Annotated in this window: 17 protein-coding genes and 1 pseudogene; 10 read left to right on the top strand and 8 right to left on the bottom strand. The window is 58.6% G+C overall.

The annotated features are described in order from the left end of the window. Positions 1–62 precede the first annotated feature (62 nt). The 3 genes from B2P82_RS04300 to B2P82_RS04290 are packed head-to-tail and all read left to right on the top strand — an operon-like array spanning position 63 to position 4,806. The gene (locus B2P82_RS04300; RefSeq protein WP_290495379.1) at positions 63–2,429 is read left to right on the top strand and encodes a glycoside hydrolase family 3 N-terminal domain-containing protein; all 2,367 of its coding nucleotides are present in this window, start codon (positions 63–65) and stop codon (positions 2,427–2,429) included. Next, complete coding sequence (locus B2P82_RS04295; protein ID WP_290495378.1) at positions 2,426–3,445, top strand: SMP-30/gluconolactonase/LRE family protein; 1,020 nt, start codon at positions 2,426–2,428, stop codon at positions 3,443–3,445. The genes B2P82_RS04300 and B2P82_RS04295 overlap by 4 nt, the downstream gene beginning before the upstream one ends. After that, positions 3,436–4,806 carry a GntP family permease gene (locus tag B2P82_RS04290; protein ID WP_290495377.1) on the top strand — a complete coding sequence of 457 codons (1,371 nt, stop codon included), beginning with the start codon at positions 3,436–3,438 and terminating at the stop codon, positions 4,804–4,806. The genes B2P82_RS04295 and B2P82_RS04290 overlap by 10 nt, the downstream gene beginning before the upstream one ends. Here the strand turns inward: B2P82_RS04290 and B2P82_RS04285 are convergent, their stop codons facing one another. Further along, on the bottom strand, positions 4,807–5,577 hold the full coding sequence (locus B2P82_RS04285; protein ID WP_290495376.1) for a thiazole synthase: 771 nt from the start codon (positions 5,575–5,577) through the stop codon (positions 4,807–4,809). 60 nt (positions 5,578–5,637) lie between these two features. Continuing rightward, the gene (thiS, locus tag B2P82_RS04280; protein ID WP_290495375.1) at positions 5,638–5,850 is read right to left on the bottom strand and encodes a sulfur carrier protein ThiS; all 213 of its coding nucleotides are present in this window, start codon (positions 5,848–5,850) and stop codon (positions 5,638–5,640) included. Between the two features lie 64 nt (positions 5,851–5,914). Between thiS and B2P82_RS04275 the strand changes: the two genes are divergently transcribed. The 4 genes from B2P82_RS04275 (at position 5,915) to aat (ending at position 8,961) form a co-directional block, all read left to right on the top strand. Further along, positions 5,915–6,349, top strand: a complete 435-nt coding sequence (locus B2P82_RS04275) for a type II 3-dehydroquinate dehydratase (RefSeq protein ID WP_290495373.1) — start codon at positions 5,915–5,917, stop codon at positions 6,347–6,349. 15 nt (positions 6,350–6,364) lie between these two features. Beyond that, positions 6,365–6,835, top strand: coding sequence for an acetyl-CoA carboxylase biotin carboxyl carrier protein (accB, locus tag B2P82_RS04270; protein ID WP_290495371.1), 471 nt, complete (start codon positions 6,365–6,367; stop codon positions 6,833–6,835). Position 6,836: 1 nt separating this feature from the next. Next, the gene (gene accC / locus B2P82_RS04265) at positions 6,837–8,207 is read left to right on the top strand and encodes an acetyl-CoA carboxylase biotin carboxylase subunit (RefSeq protein ID WP_034813286.1); all 1,371 of its coding nucleotides are present in this window, start codon (positions 6,837–6,839) and stop codon (positions 8,205–8,207) included. Positions 8,208–8,283: 76 nt separating this feature from the next. After that, entirely contained in the window at positions 8,284–8,961 is a 678-nt protein-coding gene (gene aat, locus B2P82_RS04260; RefSeq protein ID WP_206993067.1) for a leucyl/phenylalanyl-tRNA--protein transferase, read from the top strand. On the opposite strand, the gene B2P82_RS04255 is transcribed toward aat, so the two are convergent. The 3 genes from B2P82_RS04255 to B2P82_RS04245 are packed head-to-tail and all read right to left on the bottom strand — an operon-like array spanning position 8,874 to position 10,262. Next, positions 8,874–9,350 carry a DUF2155 domain-containing protein gene (locus B2P82_RS04255; protein ID WP_290479113.1) on the bottom strand — a complete coding sequence of 159 codons (477 nt, stop codon included), beginning with the start codon at positions 9,348–9,350 and terminating at the stop codon, positions 8,874–8,876. The two genes, aat and B2P82_RS04255, sit on opposite strands and share 88 nt — an antisense overlap. Continuing rightward, positions 9,350–9,877, bottom strand: a complete 528-nt coding sequence (gene mlaD / locus B2P82_RS04250; RefSeq protein WP_290479114.1) for an outer membrane lipid asymmetry maintenance protein MlaD — start codon at positions 9,875–9,877, stop codon at positions 9,350–9,352. Before mlaD ends, B2P82_RS04255 begins: the two co-directional genes overlap by 1 nt. Beyond that, a complete protein-coding gene (locus tag B2P82_RS04245) occupies positions 9,870–10,262 on the bottom strand; it encodes an NADH:ubiquinone oxidoreductase subunit NDUFA12 (RefSeq protein WP_034813292.1) in 393 nt (130 codons plus the stop codon). The genes mlaD and B2P82_RS04245 overlap by 8 nt, the downstream gene beginning before the upstream one ends. A 196-nt stretch (positions 10,263–10,458) precedes the next feature. Here B2P82_RS04245 and B2P82_RS04240 point away from each other — a divergent pair, with 196 nt between their 5' ends. Together B2P82_RS04240 and B2P82_RS04235 are read left to right on the top strand one after the other, a co-directional pair. Then, positions 10,459–12,714 (top strand): TSCPD domain-containing protein, encoded by a 2,256-nt coding sequence (locus B2P82_RS04240; RefSeq protein ID WP_290495369.1) that lies wholly within the window; start codon positions 10,459–10,461, stop codon positions 12,712–12,714. A gap of 160 nt (positions 12,715–12,874) precedes the next feature. Further along, entirely contained in the window at positions 12,875–13,585 is a 711-nt protein-coding gene (locus tag B2P82_RS04235; protein WP_290495367.1) for a pentapeptide repeat-containing protein, read from the top strand. 77 nt (positions 13,586–13,662) lie between these two features. Here the strand turns inward: B2P82_RS04235 and aspS are convergent, their stop codons facing one another. Next, complete coding sequence (gene aspS / locus B2P82_RS04230) at positions 13,663–15,495, bottom strand: aspartate--tRNA ligase (protein ID WP_290495365.1); 1,833 nt, start codon at positions 15,493–15,495, stop codon at positions 13,663–13,665. A 98-nt stretch (positions 15,496–15,593) separates the two neighbouring features. Here aspS and rnd point away from each other — a divergent pair, with 98 nt between their 5' ends. Next, on the top strand, positions 15,594–16,760 hold the full coding sequence (gene rnd / locus B2P82_RS04225) for a ribonuclease D (protein ID WP_034813294.1): 1,167 nt from the start codon (positions 15,594–15,596) through the stop codon (positions 16,758–16,760). Between the two features lie 11 nt (positions 16,761–16,771). Here rnd and B2P82_RS04220 read toward each other — a convergent pair whose 3' ends face one another. Further along, positions 16,772–18,253, bottom strand: coding sequence for a Ppx/GppA family phosphatase (locus B2P82_RS04220; RefSeq protein ID WP_290495363.1), 1,482 nt, complete (start codon positions 18,251–18,253; stop codon positions 16,772–16,774). 10 nt (positions 18,254–18,263) lie between these two features. After that, positions 18,264–18,553 (bottom strand): annotated as a pseudogene (locus B2P82_RS04215) (RNA degradosome polyphosphate kinase); the annotation flags it as partial.

The following is an 18,553-nucleotide window of genomic DNA, read 5'->3' as shown; positions in this document are numbered from 1 at the left end:
CCACTCCCCCAATGATTGCGCTAACGAAACGCGATCGACGCGACACTTATGGGGAGGGAAATATGACCGATGCTTACACGGGGATGAAGCGCCGTCTTGCGATTGGCGCCGTGGCGACCACCTTGTTGGCGACCGCTTGCGCCACGCCTGTGCAAGCGCCTACCGCACCCGCTGACACCGTCGTTTCTGACATTTCCGAGGCCAGAGCCTGCACGCCGAATGTGAGTCTGACGGGTGCATCACAGCGCGTGCGTTCGTTGGTGGCTCAGATGACCATTGATGAAAAACTCGGTCAATTAAACCAGGCCGCAGGTGGCCGCAGCAAGTCGCTGAATTCAAAGCTCACCCCTGAAGAACTCGGCAAAGTCCGAAATGGCGAGATCGGTTCCTATCTTCATGTTGCGGGCGCTGAGCCGCTGGGTGAACTCCAAAAGGTCGCCATTGAAGAAAGCCGTCTGGGCATCCCGCTCCTCTTTGCGATGGACGTAGTACACGGCTACCGCACGATTTTTCCGGTACCACTGGCCATGGCGGCATCATGGGATCCAGACGTCTGGCGGGAAGCCACCGCCGTCTCTGCTGACGAGGCATCGTCGGCAGGCCTTCACTGGACGTTCGCCCCGATGGTCGACATTGCGCGTGACCCGCGCTGGGGCAGAATTGTCGAGAGTGCTGGTGCAGACCCATATCTGGGGTCTCGTATGGCAGTCGCGCAGGTCGAGGGCTATCAGGGCGAAAGCCTGGCAACCCCAAACACCATTCTCGCTGCGACGAAACACTTCGGCGCATATGGTGCCCCAACTGGCGGCCGCGACTATGGGTCTGCTGACATCAGCGATCAAAGCCTGTTCGAAACCTATCTGCCTCCCTTCTACGCCGCCACGAAGGCTGGCACCGGCTCCATGATGACGGCGTTCAATGATGTCGCCGGGGTTCCGTCCACAGCCAATGAATATCTCATCGATGATGTATTGCGGGGCGAGTGGGGCTTTGACGGCATGATCGTGTCCGACTGGAATGCAGTCGCTGAATTGATGAATCACGGCGTGGCCGAATCTGAAGAACAGGCGGGAGTGCTTGCCCTGCGCGCGGGCGTCGACATGGACATGACCAGCATGGTCCTGCCAACCAGGATCAAGACCGCTGTGCAGTCAAATGAATGCCTGACACATGATCTCGACGCGGCAGTTGCCCGTATACTGACGACAAAAGAGCGATTGGGCCTGTTTGACGAACCGTTGGCCTATCACGATGCAGAACGGGAAAAGACAACTCTGCTGAGCCATGAATTCCGACGCACAGCACGCGAAGCCGCGGTGAAATCAACGGTGCTCTTGAAGAATGAAAACCAGGTTCTGCCACTCTCCAAATCCCCTAAGAAAATCGCCGTTATCGGTGCCTTGGCGGAAGACAAGCTGACTCAGCTCGGCTCTTGGCGTGCACAAGGCAAGGTCGAGGATGTCGTCTCATTGCTTGAGGGCCTGCAGCAAAACGCTCCTGACGGCACCACCATTACATATGCAGCCGGCGCGCATCCTTCAAATGACGCGGATTCTTCTATTGAGGCTGCTGTGGAGATTGCGTCGGCCGCCGATCATATTCTCTTGGTGATCGGGGAGGATTTCGACCTGTCCGGGGAAGCGCGCAGCCGCTCAGATATTGCCCTTCCCCAGAACCAGTCCGCCCTCGCCGCGGCGATGTTTGAGATCGGCAAACCCGTTACGATCATATTGGTGACGGGACGGCCGCTCGCAATGGAACAGGAAGTTGGAGCCGCTGATGCCGTGCTCAACACATGGATGCTGGGCATTGAAGCCGGAAACGCGCTGTCTGACGTGATATGGGGTGATGTCTCCCCTGCGGGTCGCCTACCTATCGAATTTCCGCGACGCACCGGTGCGGTGCCGCACACCTATTCCGAATATCCCGGTGGGCGCCCCGCTGACCCGGACCTGTCGAAAGACACGAACCGGTTCATCGATATTCCGATCACGCCGCTTTTCCCCTTCGGTCATGGACTGACCTATTCCAGCTTCGAATATGGTGACCTGATCGCAACAACCGATGCAGATGAATTCACCTTGAGCATCAAGGTCACAAATTCCGGAGACGTCGATTCTGATGAGGTGATTCAGCTGTATATGCGTGATCCGCTCGCCACGATTGCCCGACCGAAACGAGAACTGCGCGGATTCAAACGAGTCCATATCCCTACTGGTGAATCCCGCACAGTGAGCTTCACCCTGACCCCCGACCAGATGGCGTACTACACGGCACGGGACGGGTGGATCGTAGAACCCGGTAAGATCGAATTCATGGTGGGTGCATCCGCTGACGACATTCGGGCGCGCGCGGAGGTCATCATTGATCAGGCTTACCACACGAACGTTCCAGCCAGCGCAATTGCCACAAGGACACATGTAGAATGAAACAAACGCGACGTGGCTTCATGGGGTCTGCCGCCGCAGCCACCCTGATTTCGGCTTGCGCCACCACTCCGATCGGAAAGGCGTCCAATCCCGATCTCGAGATCTTCGATGCGGAAGCCCATTCTCTGTTGGATATTTCCGCAAGACTGGAGGTTTTGGCCTCCGGTTACACATGGAGTGAAGGGCCGGTCTGGGATCGCGCACGCAACAGCCTGTATTTTACCGATGTACCGGAGAACATTGCCTGGAAATGGTCAGAAGCCAGCGGCGCGACGGAATTCCTGGCCCCTTCGGGCGTTGCAAGTGAGCAGGCGACGGGTTTCCGCGAACCGGGCGCCAACGGATTGGCTATCTCTCACGATGGCTCACTTCTCATCTGCAACCATGGTCGTCGCGCGGTCGAAAGAATGGACTTCGAAACCGGGCATCGTGAGATCATCGCCGCCACGTTCAATGGCAAGAAGTTCAACAGCCCAAACGATGTTGTCGAAGCGCCTGACGGAAGCCTGTTCTTCACCGATCCGCCCTATGGGCTGGAGGGCATGAACGACTCTCCCCTGAAGGAGCAAGATGCCAACGGCGTGTACCGTCTGTCACAAGATGGAAAAATCACCCGGCTTATCGATACAATGACTTTCCCGAATGGTATCGTACTGTCACCAGACAGCCAGACGCTTTATGTCAGTCAATCGGATCCCGACCAGCCCGTCATCCTGCGCATGGCACCTGATGGCTCTTCCAGTTCGGTGCTTTTTGACGCGAAACCGTTCATGTCCGACACGACTCCGGGCCTGCCGGACGGGATGGCTGTGACGCGTTCGGGTCACATCTTTGCAACGGGCCCGGGCGGCGTGTTCCTTCTGGCCTCGGACGGCAAACCCCTTGCCCGGATCAACACCGGCAAGGCAACTGCCAATTGCTGCTTCGGCGACGCAGACGGCCGCACACTTTACATGACCGCACATGACACACTCATGCGCATCAGAACGACATCAATTGGCCTCGCATGGAGCTGACCGAAGCGCTCCTCGTCTACCGCCCCCTGCTGGCAACAGGGTTTGGCATTGCGGCGCTGCTTGCGCTGATATTGCGCGCACGGATGAATGCCTTCGCGGCCCTGCTACTGGTCAGCATATTCAGTGCCCTGGCCGCGGGCATGGCCCCAGAACAAGCCTTCGACACATTGGCAAAAGGCCTGGGCGGCACGCTGGGGTTCATTGCCACAGTCATCGGGCTTGGCGCGTTGTTCGGCGCGATCCTGCAGGCCTCTGGGGCGCTCGATGCCCTAGCTTCAAAACTCTCTACCTCATCCAGCTTCAAAACGAACCAATGGAAGATCGCCGGCGTTGGCTTGTTGGCGTCCACACCTGTCTTTTTCGATGTTGCCCTCATCATACTCGCACCCCTGATCCTCACCATGGCTCATGAGCGCCTGAAACCCGCCATGTCTCTAGGACTTCCGCTCATGGCAGGACTAGCGGTCGGCCACGCTTTCCTGCCGCCCACGCCGGGACCGATCGCCATCGCGGAGCTGATAGGCGCGGACCTCGGCTGGGTTATCCTCTTCGGCGCAATAACAGGCTGCGTCGCGCTGGCCGCATCCGGTCCGCTCTTCGCGGCGTTTTTGGAGCAGCGCAACCGCATGCCAATTGGCAATCCGGCCTTCGAACTGGACGAAACCAGCAATCATACAACCCGACCCATCCCACAGCCCGAACGGGCCATATTTCTGATTACGCTGCCACTCGTCCTGATTCTGTTGGGCACGCTTGCGGCAATCTTGCCGGACGGACCCATCAAATATGTGCTTGAAATCATCGGGCATCCATTTAGCGCGCTCCTGATTGCATGCGGCGCATCCTGGCTGCTGCTTTATCCAAAGACCGTCCAGAGCCGGAAATTGATGTCGGACGCGATGGCCCGCGCATTCGAGCCCACAGGCGCAGTCATCCTCGTCACTGGCGCGGGCGGCGCGTTCAAGCAGGTTCTTGTGGACACAGGCGCTGGCGAGCAGATCGCAAATGCCGCACTTGGTCTGGGGTTTGGTCCGCTTCTGGCGGGCTATGTACTCGCCGTCATCCTGAGGCTCGCCCAAGGCAGCTCCACGGTTGCCATGATAACGTCAGCCGGCCTGACCGCGCCCATTGTGGCGATGGCCGATCTCTCCGCCCCGCAGCTAGGTATTGTGGCCATCGCGATCGCCGCGGGCGCAACAACCGGCAGCCATGTGAATGATAGTGGCTTTTGGCTCGTTGGACGGATCTTCGGCATCACGCCAGGTGAGACACTGCGTACATGGACCGTCTCTACCACGCTGATCAGCGTGGTAGGATTTTTGATGTGCCTGATCCTGTACGCAGCACTCGCGTTGTTCTGATCAGATCAGGCCCGCAAGCGGCGAACTTGGATCCGCATACATCTTTTTTGGCATCCGCCCGGCCAGATAGGACTCTCGACCGGCGATCACCGCATGTTTCATGGCATTGGCCATCCGGATCGGATCCTTCGCGGCGGCAATGGCCGTATTCATCAGCACGCCATCACAGCCCAGTTCCATGGCAATCGCGGCGTCCGAGGCCGTTCCGACACCCGCATCGACAATCACCGGCACTCGTGTCTGTTCGACGATAAGCCGGATATTGACCGGATTCATGATTCCGAGGCCTGACCCAATCAAGCTGCCGAGCGGCATGATCGCGCAGCAACCTGCGTCTTCCAGCATCTTCGCGTAGACCGGATCATCGGAACAATAAACCATGACCTCAAACCCATCGGCGATCAGGGCTTTGGCTGCCTCAAGCGTCTCCGGCATGTTCGGATAGAGCGTCTTCTGGTCAGCCAGCACTTCCAGCTTCACCAAATTCCAGCCACCGGCCTCGCGCGCCAGGCGCAGCGTGCGAACGGCTTCATCCGCCGTGTAACATCCGGCTGTATTTGGCAGATAAGTAAATTCGTCCGGCTTCACAAAGTCTGTCAGTCGCTCTTCGTTCGGATTCGACAAGTTCACGCGCCGCAAAGCCACGGTGACGATCTCCGCGCCAGCAGCCCGCGCTGCATCCGCGTTCTGTTGATAAGTCTGATACTTGCCCGTGCCCACGATCAGGCGGGAATTATAGGATTTGCCGGCGATGATAAGGGGATCTGTCAAAATTCTAACCTGTCTGGTCTGCAAGAGCTGGATGGCGCAAATAGCTGAGATCGCAAGCGATCAGCCACCACCCACGAACTGAACCACTTCTATCTTGTCGCCGTCCTCAATCACAGTGCTGGCATGCTCTGACTTCGGCACGATTTCGAGATTTCGCTCAATCGCAATGCCGCGCTGATCCCTGCCGGACTCGCCTGCCAGTTGAAGCACAAACATGGCAAGCGTCAGGCCAGGTTCGACTTCGCGAGATACGCCATTGACTGTAATCAACATTCGGGTTTTCTCCGTTCACCAGCCCCCTTGCCTTGCCCGGCGTTACAGCGCAAGACGGAACACTATGACCAAGCCCGTATATGTCCTTGGAGGCCCAAACCTCAACCTTCTCGGCTCACGCGAGCCCGAGATTTACGGGCACGAGACCCTCGCTGACATCCATTCACGTCTCGAAGCGCTGGCAGATGGAACACCGCTGGAGCTTCGCCAGACGAATCATGAAGGCGAATTGGTGAGCTGGCTTCAGGAGGCATCTGAAAAGGGCGCCGCCATCATTCTGAATGCCGCAGCCTACACGCATACATCCATCGCTCTTCACGACGCGCTGAAAGCGTGCAAAATCCCTGTAATTGAAGTTCATTTGTCGAATCCTGCGGCGCGCGAAGCGTTCCGCCAGGTGAATTACGTATCCCCCGCTGTGAAGGCCACGATTGCAGGCCTTGGCGCCTATGGTTATGAGCTGGCGCTAATGGCGGCAAAGACCCTCACGGGCAAATAAGAGACCTGACATCCCATGAGCACAACGAAGAACAAGCTGGATACCGGACTTGTCCGGGAACTCGCAGCCATTCTGCGGGAAGCAGACCTTGGCGAAGTTGAAGTTGAACATGAAGGCCTACGCATCCGCGTCAGCAAACCTGCTGCGCCGGTTGTGCAGGCCGCTATGGCCGCGCCGGTCGCTGCACCGGCTGCCGCTGCTCCGTCAGCAGCTGCCCCTGTCGCCACCACAGACACTCCACCTCAGACATCTGACAACGCCATCAAGTCTCCGATGGTCGGCACGGTATACCTGTCGCCTGAACCCGGTGCGAAGCAATTCGTCGGCGTTGGCGACAAAGTGAAGAAGGGCGACACGATCTTGCTCGTTGAAGCCATGAAGACTTTCAATCCAGTCGAAGCCGACAAGGCCGGTACCGTCAAAGAAATCTACGTCACTGATGCCCAGCCAGTTGAATATGGCGAAGCTCTCATTCTGATCGAGTAATATGGCTGACCAACCCGTTATCAAGAAGGTTCTCATCGCAAACCGCGGCGAGATCGCGCTGAGGATTCACCGCGCCTGCAAGGAAATGGGACTGTCCACCGTGGTCGTCCATTCCGAAGCAGACAGCGACGCCATGGCTGTGCGCCTCGCGGACGAGAGTGTCTGCATCGGGCCTGCGCCATCGTCCGAAAGCTATCTGAAGAAGTCGCAGATCCTTGCCGCTGCCGAGATCACCGGCGCGGACGCGATCCATCCGGGATACGGCTTTCTGTCGGAGAACGCCCAATTCGCCGAAATGGTCGAAGCACATGGGCTAGCCTTCATTGGTCCTACGGCCGAGCATATCCGCATCATGGGCGACAAGATCGCTGCCAAGGCCGCAATGATAGAAGCGGGCGTGCCGTGCGTACCCGGTTCAGAAGGCGCTTTGTCGTCTATTGCCGAAGCCAAGAAGGCCGCCAAGAAAATCGGCTTTCCGGTCCTCGTAAAAGCATCTGCTGGCGGCGGCGGCCGAGGCATGAAGCTCGCCAAGACTGAAGCAGACCTCGAAAATGCCGTTCGCACTGCCAAGACCGAAGCCAAGGCCGCATTCGGTGATGATGCCGTATATCTTGAGAAATATCTTCAGGGTCCGCGTCACATCGAAGTCCAGATCATCGCTGACACGCATGGCAATGTAGCCCATCTCTGGGAGCGCGATTGTTCGCTGCAGCGACGTAACCAGAAAGTCTTCGAGGAAGCGCCCTCGCCTGCTCTGAATCAGGCCCAGCGTGAAGAGATCGGCGGCATCTGCGCCCGTGCGATGGAAAAACTTGGTTATCGCGGCGCCGGTACGGTCGAGTTCCTCTATGAAGACGGAAAATTCTACTTCATCGAAATGAACACGCGGCTCCAGGTCGAGCACCCTGTCACCGAAATGATCACGGGCATTGACCTGGTGCGCGAACAAATCCGCATCGCCGAAGGGAAGGAACTCTCATTTCGGCAGGAAGATGTCATGCTGGTCGGTCACGCCATCGAGTGCCGGATCAATGCCGAGCACCCAAAGACGTTCGTGCCTTCCCCGGGCCTGATCACAGACTTCCACGCACCCGGCGGACCTGATGTCAGACTCGATAGTGCGGCCTATTCGGGCTACCGCATTCCTCCTCACTACGACTCGCTGATCGGCAAATTGATCGTGCACGGGCGAACCCGCCGTGAGTGTATCATGCGCCTTCGCCGGGCCTTGCAGGAAATGGTCATCGGCGGGGTCTTCACGACGCTGGATCTGCACCGCGAACTCGTCGAGAATGAGGATGTACTCGAAGGTGAATACAATATTCACTGGCTCGAAAAGTTTCTTGAAAATCAAACTGATACAAAAAAGTGAGCATTTTTCACCTTTCGCGTTCCACAAGGATCGACAAAGGGTAGACATCACATAAGCCGCTGGTTCATATAATTCCATGTCACAGCGGTTTAGTTCATCCGATCTGCTTGCTTGCTATCGTCGTGGGATTTTCCCCATGGGCGATGCCCGAAATGACCCGAACTTGTTTCTGGTCGACCCTGATATGCGAGGGATCATTCCGCTTGGTGATTTCCACGTGCCCAAGCGCCTGCTCCGAAAGGTCAAGCAGGATCCGTTTCGCGTGACCATTGATCAGGCCTTTACGCGTGTCATGGAATTGTGCGCTGAGAGTGCAAAGGGGCGCGAAAGCACCTGGATCAACTCGCCCATTCTGAATCTGTACAGCTCGCTCCACCGCGAGGGCCACGCCCATTCCATCGAATGCTGGGACGGCGACAATTTGGTCGGCGGCCTTTATGGGGTGGCACTTGGCGGCGCCTTCTTTGGAGAAAGCATGTTCTCACGCGCGACGGACGCGTCAAAGATTGCGCTGGTCCATCTGGTGGCGCATCTTCTCGAAGACGGTTTCGTCTTGCTCGACGCGCAGTTCCATAATCCCCACTTGGAGCAATTCGGGCTTATCGAAATACCCCGTCAGGATTTCAAGAAACTCTTGAAAGACGCCCTCACTGTAGAGGCCAAATTCTATTCGAATTCCGCATCCTCTTCGGACGGACGTGGTGCGAGCTTCACAGGCTCCGGCGCAGCGCAGCGTATTACCCAGATATCATAGACAGGATGTTCAAGCGCGCTGAGTCCTGGCGATGAAGCATACATCCAGCCCGAAAAGAGTTCTGGATTATCTTCGCTGACGGTTTCGACATCCTCCGCATCGACAGCAGCTTCCATCGTCTCAACAGCCACAGGCTGGGTCGAGGCGATCTTGAGAAATGCTGCGCTTTCCGGCGCTTCCTCCGGCGGGGTCTGGTAACAGACCTGCAGTTCGACCTTCAGAGATCCGAAGACAACCGGCTCACCGACTTTCACGTCAATATCCGTGGAGCGGCCGGTAATCTTGTCGAGCGCGCGCAACGTGGCCGTATCCTTCTGGACGAAGGTGGCCGCGTGTCCGGCGCCCCCAACGAGGGCGGCCAATGCAAGTGCAGAGACCATCATACGCATTATTGGTAATCCTCATCCGGATATGCATCGTCTGCTGTGGCATCTGGGCGGGCCGCCGGGTCGGACGCACCATCACCACCGCTGCCTGAAGCAAAGGACGCAAACAGGGTCAGCAGGTCTACGCTGCCACGCGTATACTTGATCTCACCAGACCCATCCTGGGGGATATTGTCGAAGCTGCCGCCTGGTTCCAGAGCCACATAAGCTCCGCCGAGAAGACCGTCAGTCGACACCCGGGCATCCGTATCGTCCGGCAGGGCCCATTTTTCGTCCAGGCTGAGCGTTACAACCGCCTCAAACCGCTCCGGATCACCCACGATGCTTTTGACGATGCCAGCCTTCACACCGGCGATACGCACATCGGAACCGCGCGAAATGCCCGATACATTGTTGAAACGCGCCTCAAGCTCGTACTGATCGCCTTGCGACTGGGTTTCTCCACCGCGGTCGATCGCGAACCAGAGGAAGATACCAGCCACCGCGACCACGGCGGCGCCAATCAGGGTTTCGAAGAGTGATTCACGCATCGGGGTTCCATGCCTCATAGTCGCCTGATGCCTTCTGGCGTGCCATGTCAGTCGACAGGCTGCCCTTCGGCTTGGTGGCGTAAGGAGTGCCCGTCATATTGGGCTTGTGGTCCGTTTCCCATTCACGGCGCGTAAGCGGCGACTTGGTGGGCGGATCTTCGACAGTATGATGCAGCCAGCCATGCCAGTCCGCAGGCACCTTGGATGGCTCGGCCAGGCCCTTGTACATCACATAACGACGCTTGCGCCCTTCGAGAGACGGCTTGCGCTCCTCGAAATAGCGGTTGCCGTATTCGTCGGTCCCGACATAGCCAGAGCGCCGCTTGATATCAAAAGCCGCTCCGATCGTATTGCCGCTCCACCAGGTAAAAATCTGTTTCAGCATCGTGAGGATGTCCTGACCTGTCTTGTTGGCCGTAATATGGCGTTATCCGGGCAGTTAATCCATACGGCAGCCGCAGGCAATGCGACGCACGTTTTTATGATCTGACCGCTAATTTTGCTGCCGGAATGGTTGATACCCCTGAGCGGAACCGTCACGCTCGAATATGTGATTCGCTGGTGATTCGCGGGAGGGTTTAATGAAAACTGCAGAGATTGCGTCCATTGTGGAGGCCGCCGAGACCGACGGCCTGCTTTCTCCGGAGATGGAGTTCGGAACCGCCTTCCGCGCCGCGGGAAAACGGCGGCGGCCGATTACTGAAGAATCTCTGAGAAATGTTGCGTCCGCCTATGCGTCTGCTGGTTTGCTCGGCGCGTCCCAGATTGCCACCGCCGAAATGCTGGAACGTTTGGGCAATGCACCACGCAATGCAGAATTGGCGGAGGCCGTGGCATCAGGCCTACCGCAAGACATACTTGAAGAAGCGCTGCGTCAGCCAGACGGTTTTGCACGCACGGCGGAGGCCTTGAGAATCGCCGCTGCCAATAACCAGCCTCCCCCCGCAGCAGTCTTCAGCGCAGAATCGACCGATCCGGAATTCGACACTCTGCTATTAAGTGCCCTCAAAGAAGGCGCTGAAATCCTTCTTGCTCAGGATGACCTCGCTCCGGCACGTACCGCTTGTCGGTTGCTGGATGTCTCGCTGGCAGTCAGCCCCGATGGACTCGAAACAGATTTGTTGAGCTCTGTGGCGGAAGCAGCTGGCAAAAGCGTCGGAGACGGCCTGCTCCTGATACAGGGTCTCGGCGCAGCCGTGCTTTCGCTTGGCCTCTCCTATGATAGCGACGACGGACGTTCGGTAGCGGCTGCGATATGTGCCCTTGTAAAGGCCCATGCAGCCGGCTCATCGCTAGCGGCAGGCCATGCCAGCGTACTCGGTCTCGAGGCACGCAGAGCAACGTCCCGGAAATCCTGTACGGTTGCCATTCTGCCCATCACAGACCTCGCCGATTTGATGCCTGAATGCGAAAGCGAGGGCGCTGGGCCTGTGCGCACCGTACTGGCCTATTCCGATGACGGCCCGACCCTGGCGCGATGCGCTCGGCTGGCGATATCACGTACCGCGCCAGAATCTCTCCCAACAATATTGGACCGGGTGGCCAATTGTGGAGGTGAAGACCTGGAAGCCGCCCTTGGGGCAGACCGTTTGCGAGACCGCGGCTTCTCCGAAGCTGCCCTCGACCGGGTTACACGCGCGCTCAGCGACGGACTACCCCTGAACGCCGCCTTCTCCCGATGGGTATTGGGTGACGAGATCATCAGCGAAGATCTGAAACTGGCCCCAGAGAATTTCGATTCGGATGGTCTCGCACTTCTCTCCGCGATGGGGTTCTCCAGAAAAGATATTTCAAATGCTGAAGCTGCCGTTGACGGTACGGTCGAAGATGTTGCCACCCAGGCCTTTCGCCAATGCGGGCTGGACCTTTCTGTTGGTGCAGAAGCTGAACTGGCTTTCGCGATGGCGTGTTCCGAAGCGCTTGGCGGGCAGACGACTGTCCGGGTGAATGGGCGAGACGGTCTGGATTTGGCCGACAAGGCTATCGAGGCAGGCCTGTCCGCCCTGTTGATCGGCATACGGGCATCGGCAAACGAAGAAGTGGCCGAGCGCATGGACCATATTCTCAGCCTCGCCGACGAGCTGGCGGCAGAGGCCGAGATTCCACACGAATCCCCTCAAAGTTCGGCTCTCACGGGTCACGGTCCAAATGCCCGTACCCGACTCCCTGATCGCCGAAAAGGCTATATCCAGAAGGCATCAGTCGGCGGTCACAAGGTCTACCTCCATACGGGCGAGTTTGATGATGGCGCGCTCGGGGAGATCTTCCTTGATATGCATAAAGAAGGCGCCGCTTTCCGGAGCCTGATGAACAATTTTGCGATCGCCACCTCTATCGGTCTGCAATACGGTGTGCCGCTGGAGGAATTCGTCGACGCCTTCGTGTTTACCCGGTTCGAGCCGGCTGGTGCCGTCACCGGCAATGATCGCATCACCAAAGCGACCTCCATTCTAGACTACATCTTCCGCGAACTCGCCGTGTCCTATCTCGGCCGGGACGACCTCGCCGAAGCCGATGTCACCCATGACGGCCTCGGTCGGGGCGCTGGGGACGGAACCCGCGAAACTGCAGAGTTTACGGAAGAAGCCGCCCAGTTGATCTCACGTGGTTTCTCACGCGGGCAATTGCCGGACAATATCGTCATCCTGGACAAGAAACGCGAAGAAAAGCTTTCCGGTGAGGAGGGCGACGATGAGACGTTGAACGCGCCAGCCTACCTCACCGACGCTTGCCCGAATTGTGGCAGCTTCACACTGTTCCAGATCAGCGAGGACGGGGATGCCGAGTGCGATACGTGTGGGCAGGAATTACAGGATACGAGCGAAGTTCCATCCTGATTACTTCAAGATGATCAATAGAAACCGGCGGTTCTTTCTCCGAATTTCGGTTAATCGCTGTTTTCCAAGGCATGGCGGAATTGCAACACTTCCCGTGTTTTAGGCAGTCCTTACTGTTTGTTCAGTTTGGGGTAACAAAATCAGGCGTTATCCATGTTCCATGATCCGCTTGGTACATGCACTTCTTACCGCATCCGCCATGTCCTTTGTCGCCTTGTCGGCACAGGCACAGAGCCAACCCGTGGCCTGGTCCCCTGGTTATGCAGGCGCCTGCGGGGAGTGTGACCTATCCGGCAAGAATTTGACTGGCTGGTCCCTCGCTGGCGGAAACTATTCCAGCGCGAACATGGAATACGCTTTCATGCGTGGTGTTCAGGCTGGCAATGCCAATTTTGAGAACGCTAATGCGACCAGCGCAGACATGCGGGGCGCCATTCTTACCTCTGCTCAATTCGCTGGAGCCATTCTGTCTGATGCACGTCTTCAGGGTATTCAAGCATCTGGAGCTGATTTTCGGAGCGCAAATGTTCGCGGCGCGAATCTTCAAACCGCCTTGCTTGTTGGAGCCAATTTTGCTTCGGCAGACCTGTCAGGCGCCAATCTCACCGGGTCCTGGCTAAACGAAACGATTCTGTCTGGCGCCGTCTTCAACGGCTCAAACATGACCGGTTCCCAACTGCGGAACGCGGCTGTGCATGGCGCCTCATTCAAGGACGTCCGCTTCATTGACGCCGACCTGTCCGGCCTGAAAGGCGCTGAAACCGCAGACTTCGAGGGCGCGTGCGTCTCGCTCAGTTCCACCCTTCCAGCGACCCTTACCCTGCCGCTCTGCGGCACAGCAGTCGCGCCTGCGGCCTTTGCCAGCAAATAGACTTGCAAACGCAAGTCAATGAAAAGGGCGGAGCGCTTGGCCCTCCGCCCTTTGTAATTTGGGATGCGGCGTAATGCTTACGACTTCATCTGCGGCGCAAGGCGAATGTGAAGCTCTTTGAGCTGCTTTTCGTCCACAGGGCTCGGGGCCTGCATCATCAGGTCACGCGCCTGCTGGTTCATCGGGAACAGCGTAACGTCGCGGATATTCTCGGCATCAGCGAGCAGCATGACGATCCGGTCTACGCCCGGCGCAATGCCACCATGTGGTGGCGCGCCGTAGCGGAATGCGTTCAGCATGCCGCCAAACTCCGCTTCCACAACGTCAGGGCCATAACCTGCCAGCTCGAACGCTTTCAGCATCAGTTCCGGGCTGTGGTTCCGGATCGCACCAGAGGACAGTTCCACACCGTTACAGACGATGTCGTACTGATAAGCCTTCAGGTCCAGTTGCTTCTCTTCAGTATCAGCAGCCAACAACGCATCCATTCCGCCTTGAGGCATGGAGAACGGGTTGTGGCTGAAATCGACCTTCTTGTTGTCTTCGTCATATTCGTACATCGGGAAGTCGACGATCCAGCAGAGGCGGAACACGCCATCCTCGATCAGGCCCAGCTCTTCGCCAACCTTTGTCCGCGCGGCGCCCGCGAGCTTGTAGGCGTCGCTTTTCTTGCCGGCCGAGAAGAAGATGCCGTCGCCAGCCCCCAGACCGAGCTTCTCAAGAAGCGCCGCGAGATGGGCAGGTTCGAAATTCTTCAGCACAGGATCCTGGCTGTCGACACCGCCGCCATCGGCCTCTTTGAGACGCGCATAGCCAAGTCCTGGTGCCTGCATTTCCTTCTTCGCCCACTTGTCGAGTTCGTCGAAGAATTTGCGGGACTTCTCTGCAGCGGCCTTCGGCGCCGGAATCGCGATCACACGTCCGCCGCCGCCAATGATCTTGGCGAAGATACCGAAGCCCGTCTTGCTGTCGTCCTCGAAGAATTCGGATACATCCGCCAGTTCGATCGGGTTGCGCAGGTCTGGCTTGTCGGAACCGTACTTCGCCATCGATTCAGCATAAGGAATGCGCGGGAACGCGCCGTCCGGCACTTTGCGGCCCTTGCCTTCCCAGTCAGCAAACTCGCTGAACACGCCCGCCATGACCGGCTCGATCGTACTGAACACGTCTTCCTGGGTGACGAAGCTCATCTCGATATCAAGTTGATAGAACTCGCCCGGTGAGCGGTCTGCGCGCGCGTCTTCATCGCGGAAACAAGGCGCAATCTGGAAGTAGCGGTCGAACCCCGACACCATCAGCAATTGTTTGAACTGCTGCGGCGCCTGCGGCAGCGCGTAGAACTCGCCCGGATGGATACGGCTCGGCACGAGGAAGTCGCGCGCGCCTTCAGGGCTCGACGCCGTCAGGATCGGCGTCTGGTATTCCGTGAAGCCCTGTTCGAGCATGCGGCGGCGCAGGCTGGCGATCACCTGACTGCGCAGGATCATGTTCTTGTGCAGCGTCTCGCGGCGCAGATCGAGATAGCGATGCGTCAGGCGGATCTCTTCCGGATAGTCCGGTTCACCAAACACAGGCAGCGGCAGCTCGGCGGCTTCCGACTGGACGGTAACTTCGCCCGCCACGACCTCGATCTCACCCGTGGCCAGATTCGGATTCACGAGGCTCTCATCGCGGGCCACGACCTTGCCTTCCAGCGTGATCACGCTCTCCGCACGCAGGCGCTCAACCGTGCCGAAACCAGGTGAGCCCGGATTGAACACGATCTGCGTCAGGCCGTAATGATCGCGCAGGTCGATGAACATCACCCCGCCATGATCGCGGCGACGGTGAAGCCAGCCAGACAGTTTTACGGTTTCACCGACATGGGACTTGCGAAGTTCCCCACAGGTGTGGGAGCGATAGGCGTGCATCGGAAACTTTCTCCGGAAATACGGTCCAACAGAAATAAAAGCGCGAAAGGCATTCAAGCTCTCGCAATTGTCAAGGCGATGCGATACGCAAGCGCGCGATGACTGACAACACCCTGACTCCCATTACTGAGCAGTCCGCACTGGAAGATCTGTGCGGAAAGCTCGCTGAATCCGACTTTATTTGCGTCGATACCGAGTTTCACCGGGAGACGACCTACTGGCCGGAACTCTGCCTCGTCCAAGCCTCCGCCCCCGGCGTAGAAGGCCTGATCGACCCATTGGCCGAGGATTTGGACATCGGTCCCTTCCTCGATCTGATCGCCGCAGACAACCGGGTAAAAGTGTTTCACGCCGCCCGTCAGGACCTCGAAATATTCAACCGTCTGATCGGCCACCCACCCGGCCCGATTTTCGATACCCAGGTCGCCGCGATGGCGCTCGGCCTTGGCGATTCGATTTCATACGACAATCTCGTTCAGCGCGTGCTGAAGCGCCAGATCGACAAATCGAGCCAGTTCACAGACTGGACCCGCCGTCCACTCAGCCAGAAACAACTGGTCTACGCCCTCGGCGACGTAACGCATTTGCGGGATGCCTATCTCAAGATGCGCGATGAGCTGGAACAGCTGGGCCGTCTGGGATGGGTGCGCGAGGAAATGGCAGATCTGGAAGATCCCGCCAAATACGATACCGATCCGGCCAAGGCATGGCAGCGACTCAAACTGCGAAAGCCAAAGAAAGACTACGCAGCCATTGTCGTGGCCGTTGCCGCCTGGCGCGAGACCATGGCGCAAGAACTGGACAAACCTCGCCGCCGGATCCTGAAGGACGACGCGATTCAGGAAATCGCCAGCCAGAAGCCGCGCTCCGAGGGCGATTTTGGCCAGCTCCGCGCGGTGCCAAATGGGTTCATTCGGTCGAAATTCGGCAATGGCCTGCTCGAGGCAGCAATCGATGCGATCGACAATCCGGACAAGTACGCGCCCGAGCTTGGCCCGCGGGTCCAGAACGCCCAGATCCCCGCTGGTGCGCCCGAACTGCTCAAAGTGCTCCTCAAGCATGTCAGCGAGGAGAATGACGTCGTGCCCCGCCTGATCGCAAATGCGGCCGATATCGACCGGATCGCTCGCGGTGAGACCGGTGACGAAATTGCCGCCATGTCAGGCTGGCGTTATGACATGTTCGGGAAACGCGCACAGGCCCTGCTGAACGGGAAACTGGCCGTATCTTTTGAGGGCGGTCAAGTCAGACTGTTCGACGTCTAGGCTGCTCAGCCTCAACTAATAATGACATCCGATTTCAAACGCAGCTGGCTCGCCGTTTGCGAAAGCCTGCGCTCGACCGTATCTGAAACCATCGCCTCATCGGCTTTCGACACTTTCAACTGAAGCGTATCATGCGTGCGAACCAGTCTGGCCCGCTGAAGGATTGGCCCTGACCGACCCGAGAACACAGCCCCCAGTCGCATCGCACTCCCGATCTGGCGGGCGCGCTCATCCTGCTCCGGCGTCGTGAGCGCGACATACTCATCCGGTCTCTTGAAGTCTTTCTGGTAGCGGCATCCAATGGCATAGGCGATCAGAGCGCGTTCGCCGTGCGAGACGCCGACATAAGGCGCCCTGAGCGCTTGATCATAGGCCATGATGGATCGGTGATCCGGATGGAACCGCCCGGCACTGTCAGCCATCATGCAGGCCGCCTTCTCGATTCTTATGTCCGCGGCAGGCGATCCGAACAAGTCCGGCTCGGGGGCCAGGGCCGGCGCGATGAAATCATGCAGCGCTTCGCCGAACAGGATCTGGTTCTTGTCCAGCCGCGCGAACGCGATCGCGCCATCCATCAGCGGATCGTGCAAAGGCGCGCCCAGCGCATCCCGCAGTACGCCTTCCCGCAGGCCCGCGGAGGAAATGGTCACACCCTCCAACCGACTGTTGCCAAGAATTTCCTGAAGCAGAATCGCCGCGACCGGCAAATGCTTGGCGCGGCGTTTGTCGACGTTTTCCAGCATCGCCCGCGCCGTCGAACTGGTCACGCTGTCGAAGCAGAGCTTTGCGACCTTGTCGACCTGGGATTTCGACATCTGATAGCCCTGCAGCACTTTGAGCGAATAGTCCTCAATCTGCATGTTCAGCTTCGCCACGGTCCGCCATGCGCCGCCGACCGCATAGAAGCGCCCTGTCGATTTTGCCAGCACGTCAGACGCCTTGAGTTCCGCCCGGATGGCGCGGCGCAGCGCCTTCAGATCAATATCCCCCTCGACCAGAGAAAGCGGGCCAAGCATCAGGCTCTCCCCGTCTGCGGCCTTGCCGCCGATTTGCTTGAACTCAAGGCTGGATCCGCCAAGATCGCCGATCATGCCCTCCGCGCCGGGAATGCCGCAGAGGACGCCCACGCCGGAAAGGCGCGCCTCTTCGGACCCCGCAAGCACTTCGACAGGCGCGCCCAACGCCGCCTCGGCGACGCGTACGAATTCCTCGCCGTCGAAGGCGTCCCGGACCGCCGCCGTCGCGACGGCGCGAATGCGGTCGACGCCCATGCTGGCGGCGACCATGCGGAACCGGGCGAGGATCGCCAGCGCCGACGCCCACCCGGCGGGGTCGAGCCGGGACGTCGCGAGCAGGTTCCGGCCGAGCCCGCTCATCGCCTTCTCGTTGAATACCGGAGCCAAAGATCGGTCATGCCGATCGAACGCGACCATGCGGACGGAGTTCGATCCGATATCGACGACGGCGGAACGCGCGACGCTGCTTGCAGCCATATTGCGGTCTCTAAGCTTCGGGGTGCACGAGATTCCGTGGCGCGGCGCCCTCTTCGTACATCGCGCTGCCGCGTCCCGAAAGACTTGGGTTGTTCATGAAATAGGTATGGGCGCTGAAAGCGTCCTTTCCCGGAGACAGACGCACGTAGCGGCCGTCCGGCTCCAGGCGCCAGCTTTGCGCGTCGTCATTCAGGTTCGCGATCATGATCTGATCGACGATCTGGCGGCGCACGGTCTCATTTTCAATCGGCACCAGGGTCTCTACCCGCCGGTAAAGGTTGCGCGGCATCCAGTCGGCGG

This window comes from Hyphomonas sp. UBA4494, assembly GCF_002388935.1.
GTDB lineage: Bacteria > Pseudomonadota > Alphaproteobacteria > Caulobacterales > Hyphomonadaceae > Hyphomonas.
The sequence above is the reverse complement of the archived record's forward strand: the minus strand, read 5'-3'. Positions and strand labels throughout refer to the sequence as shown.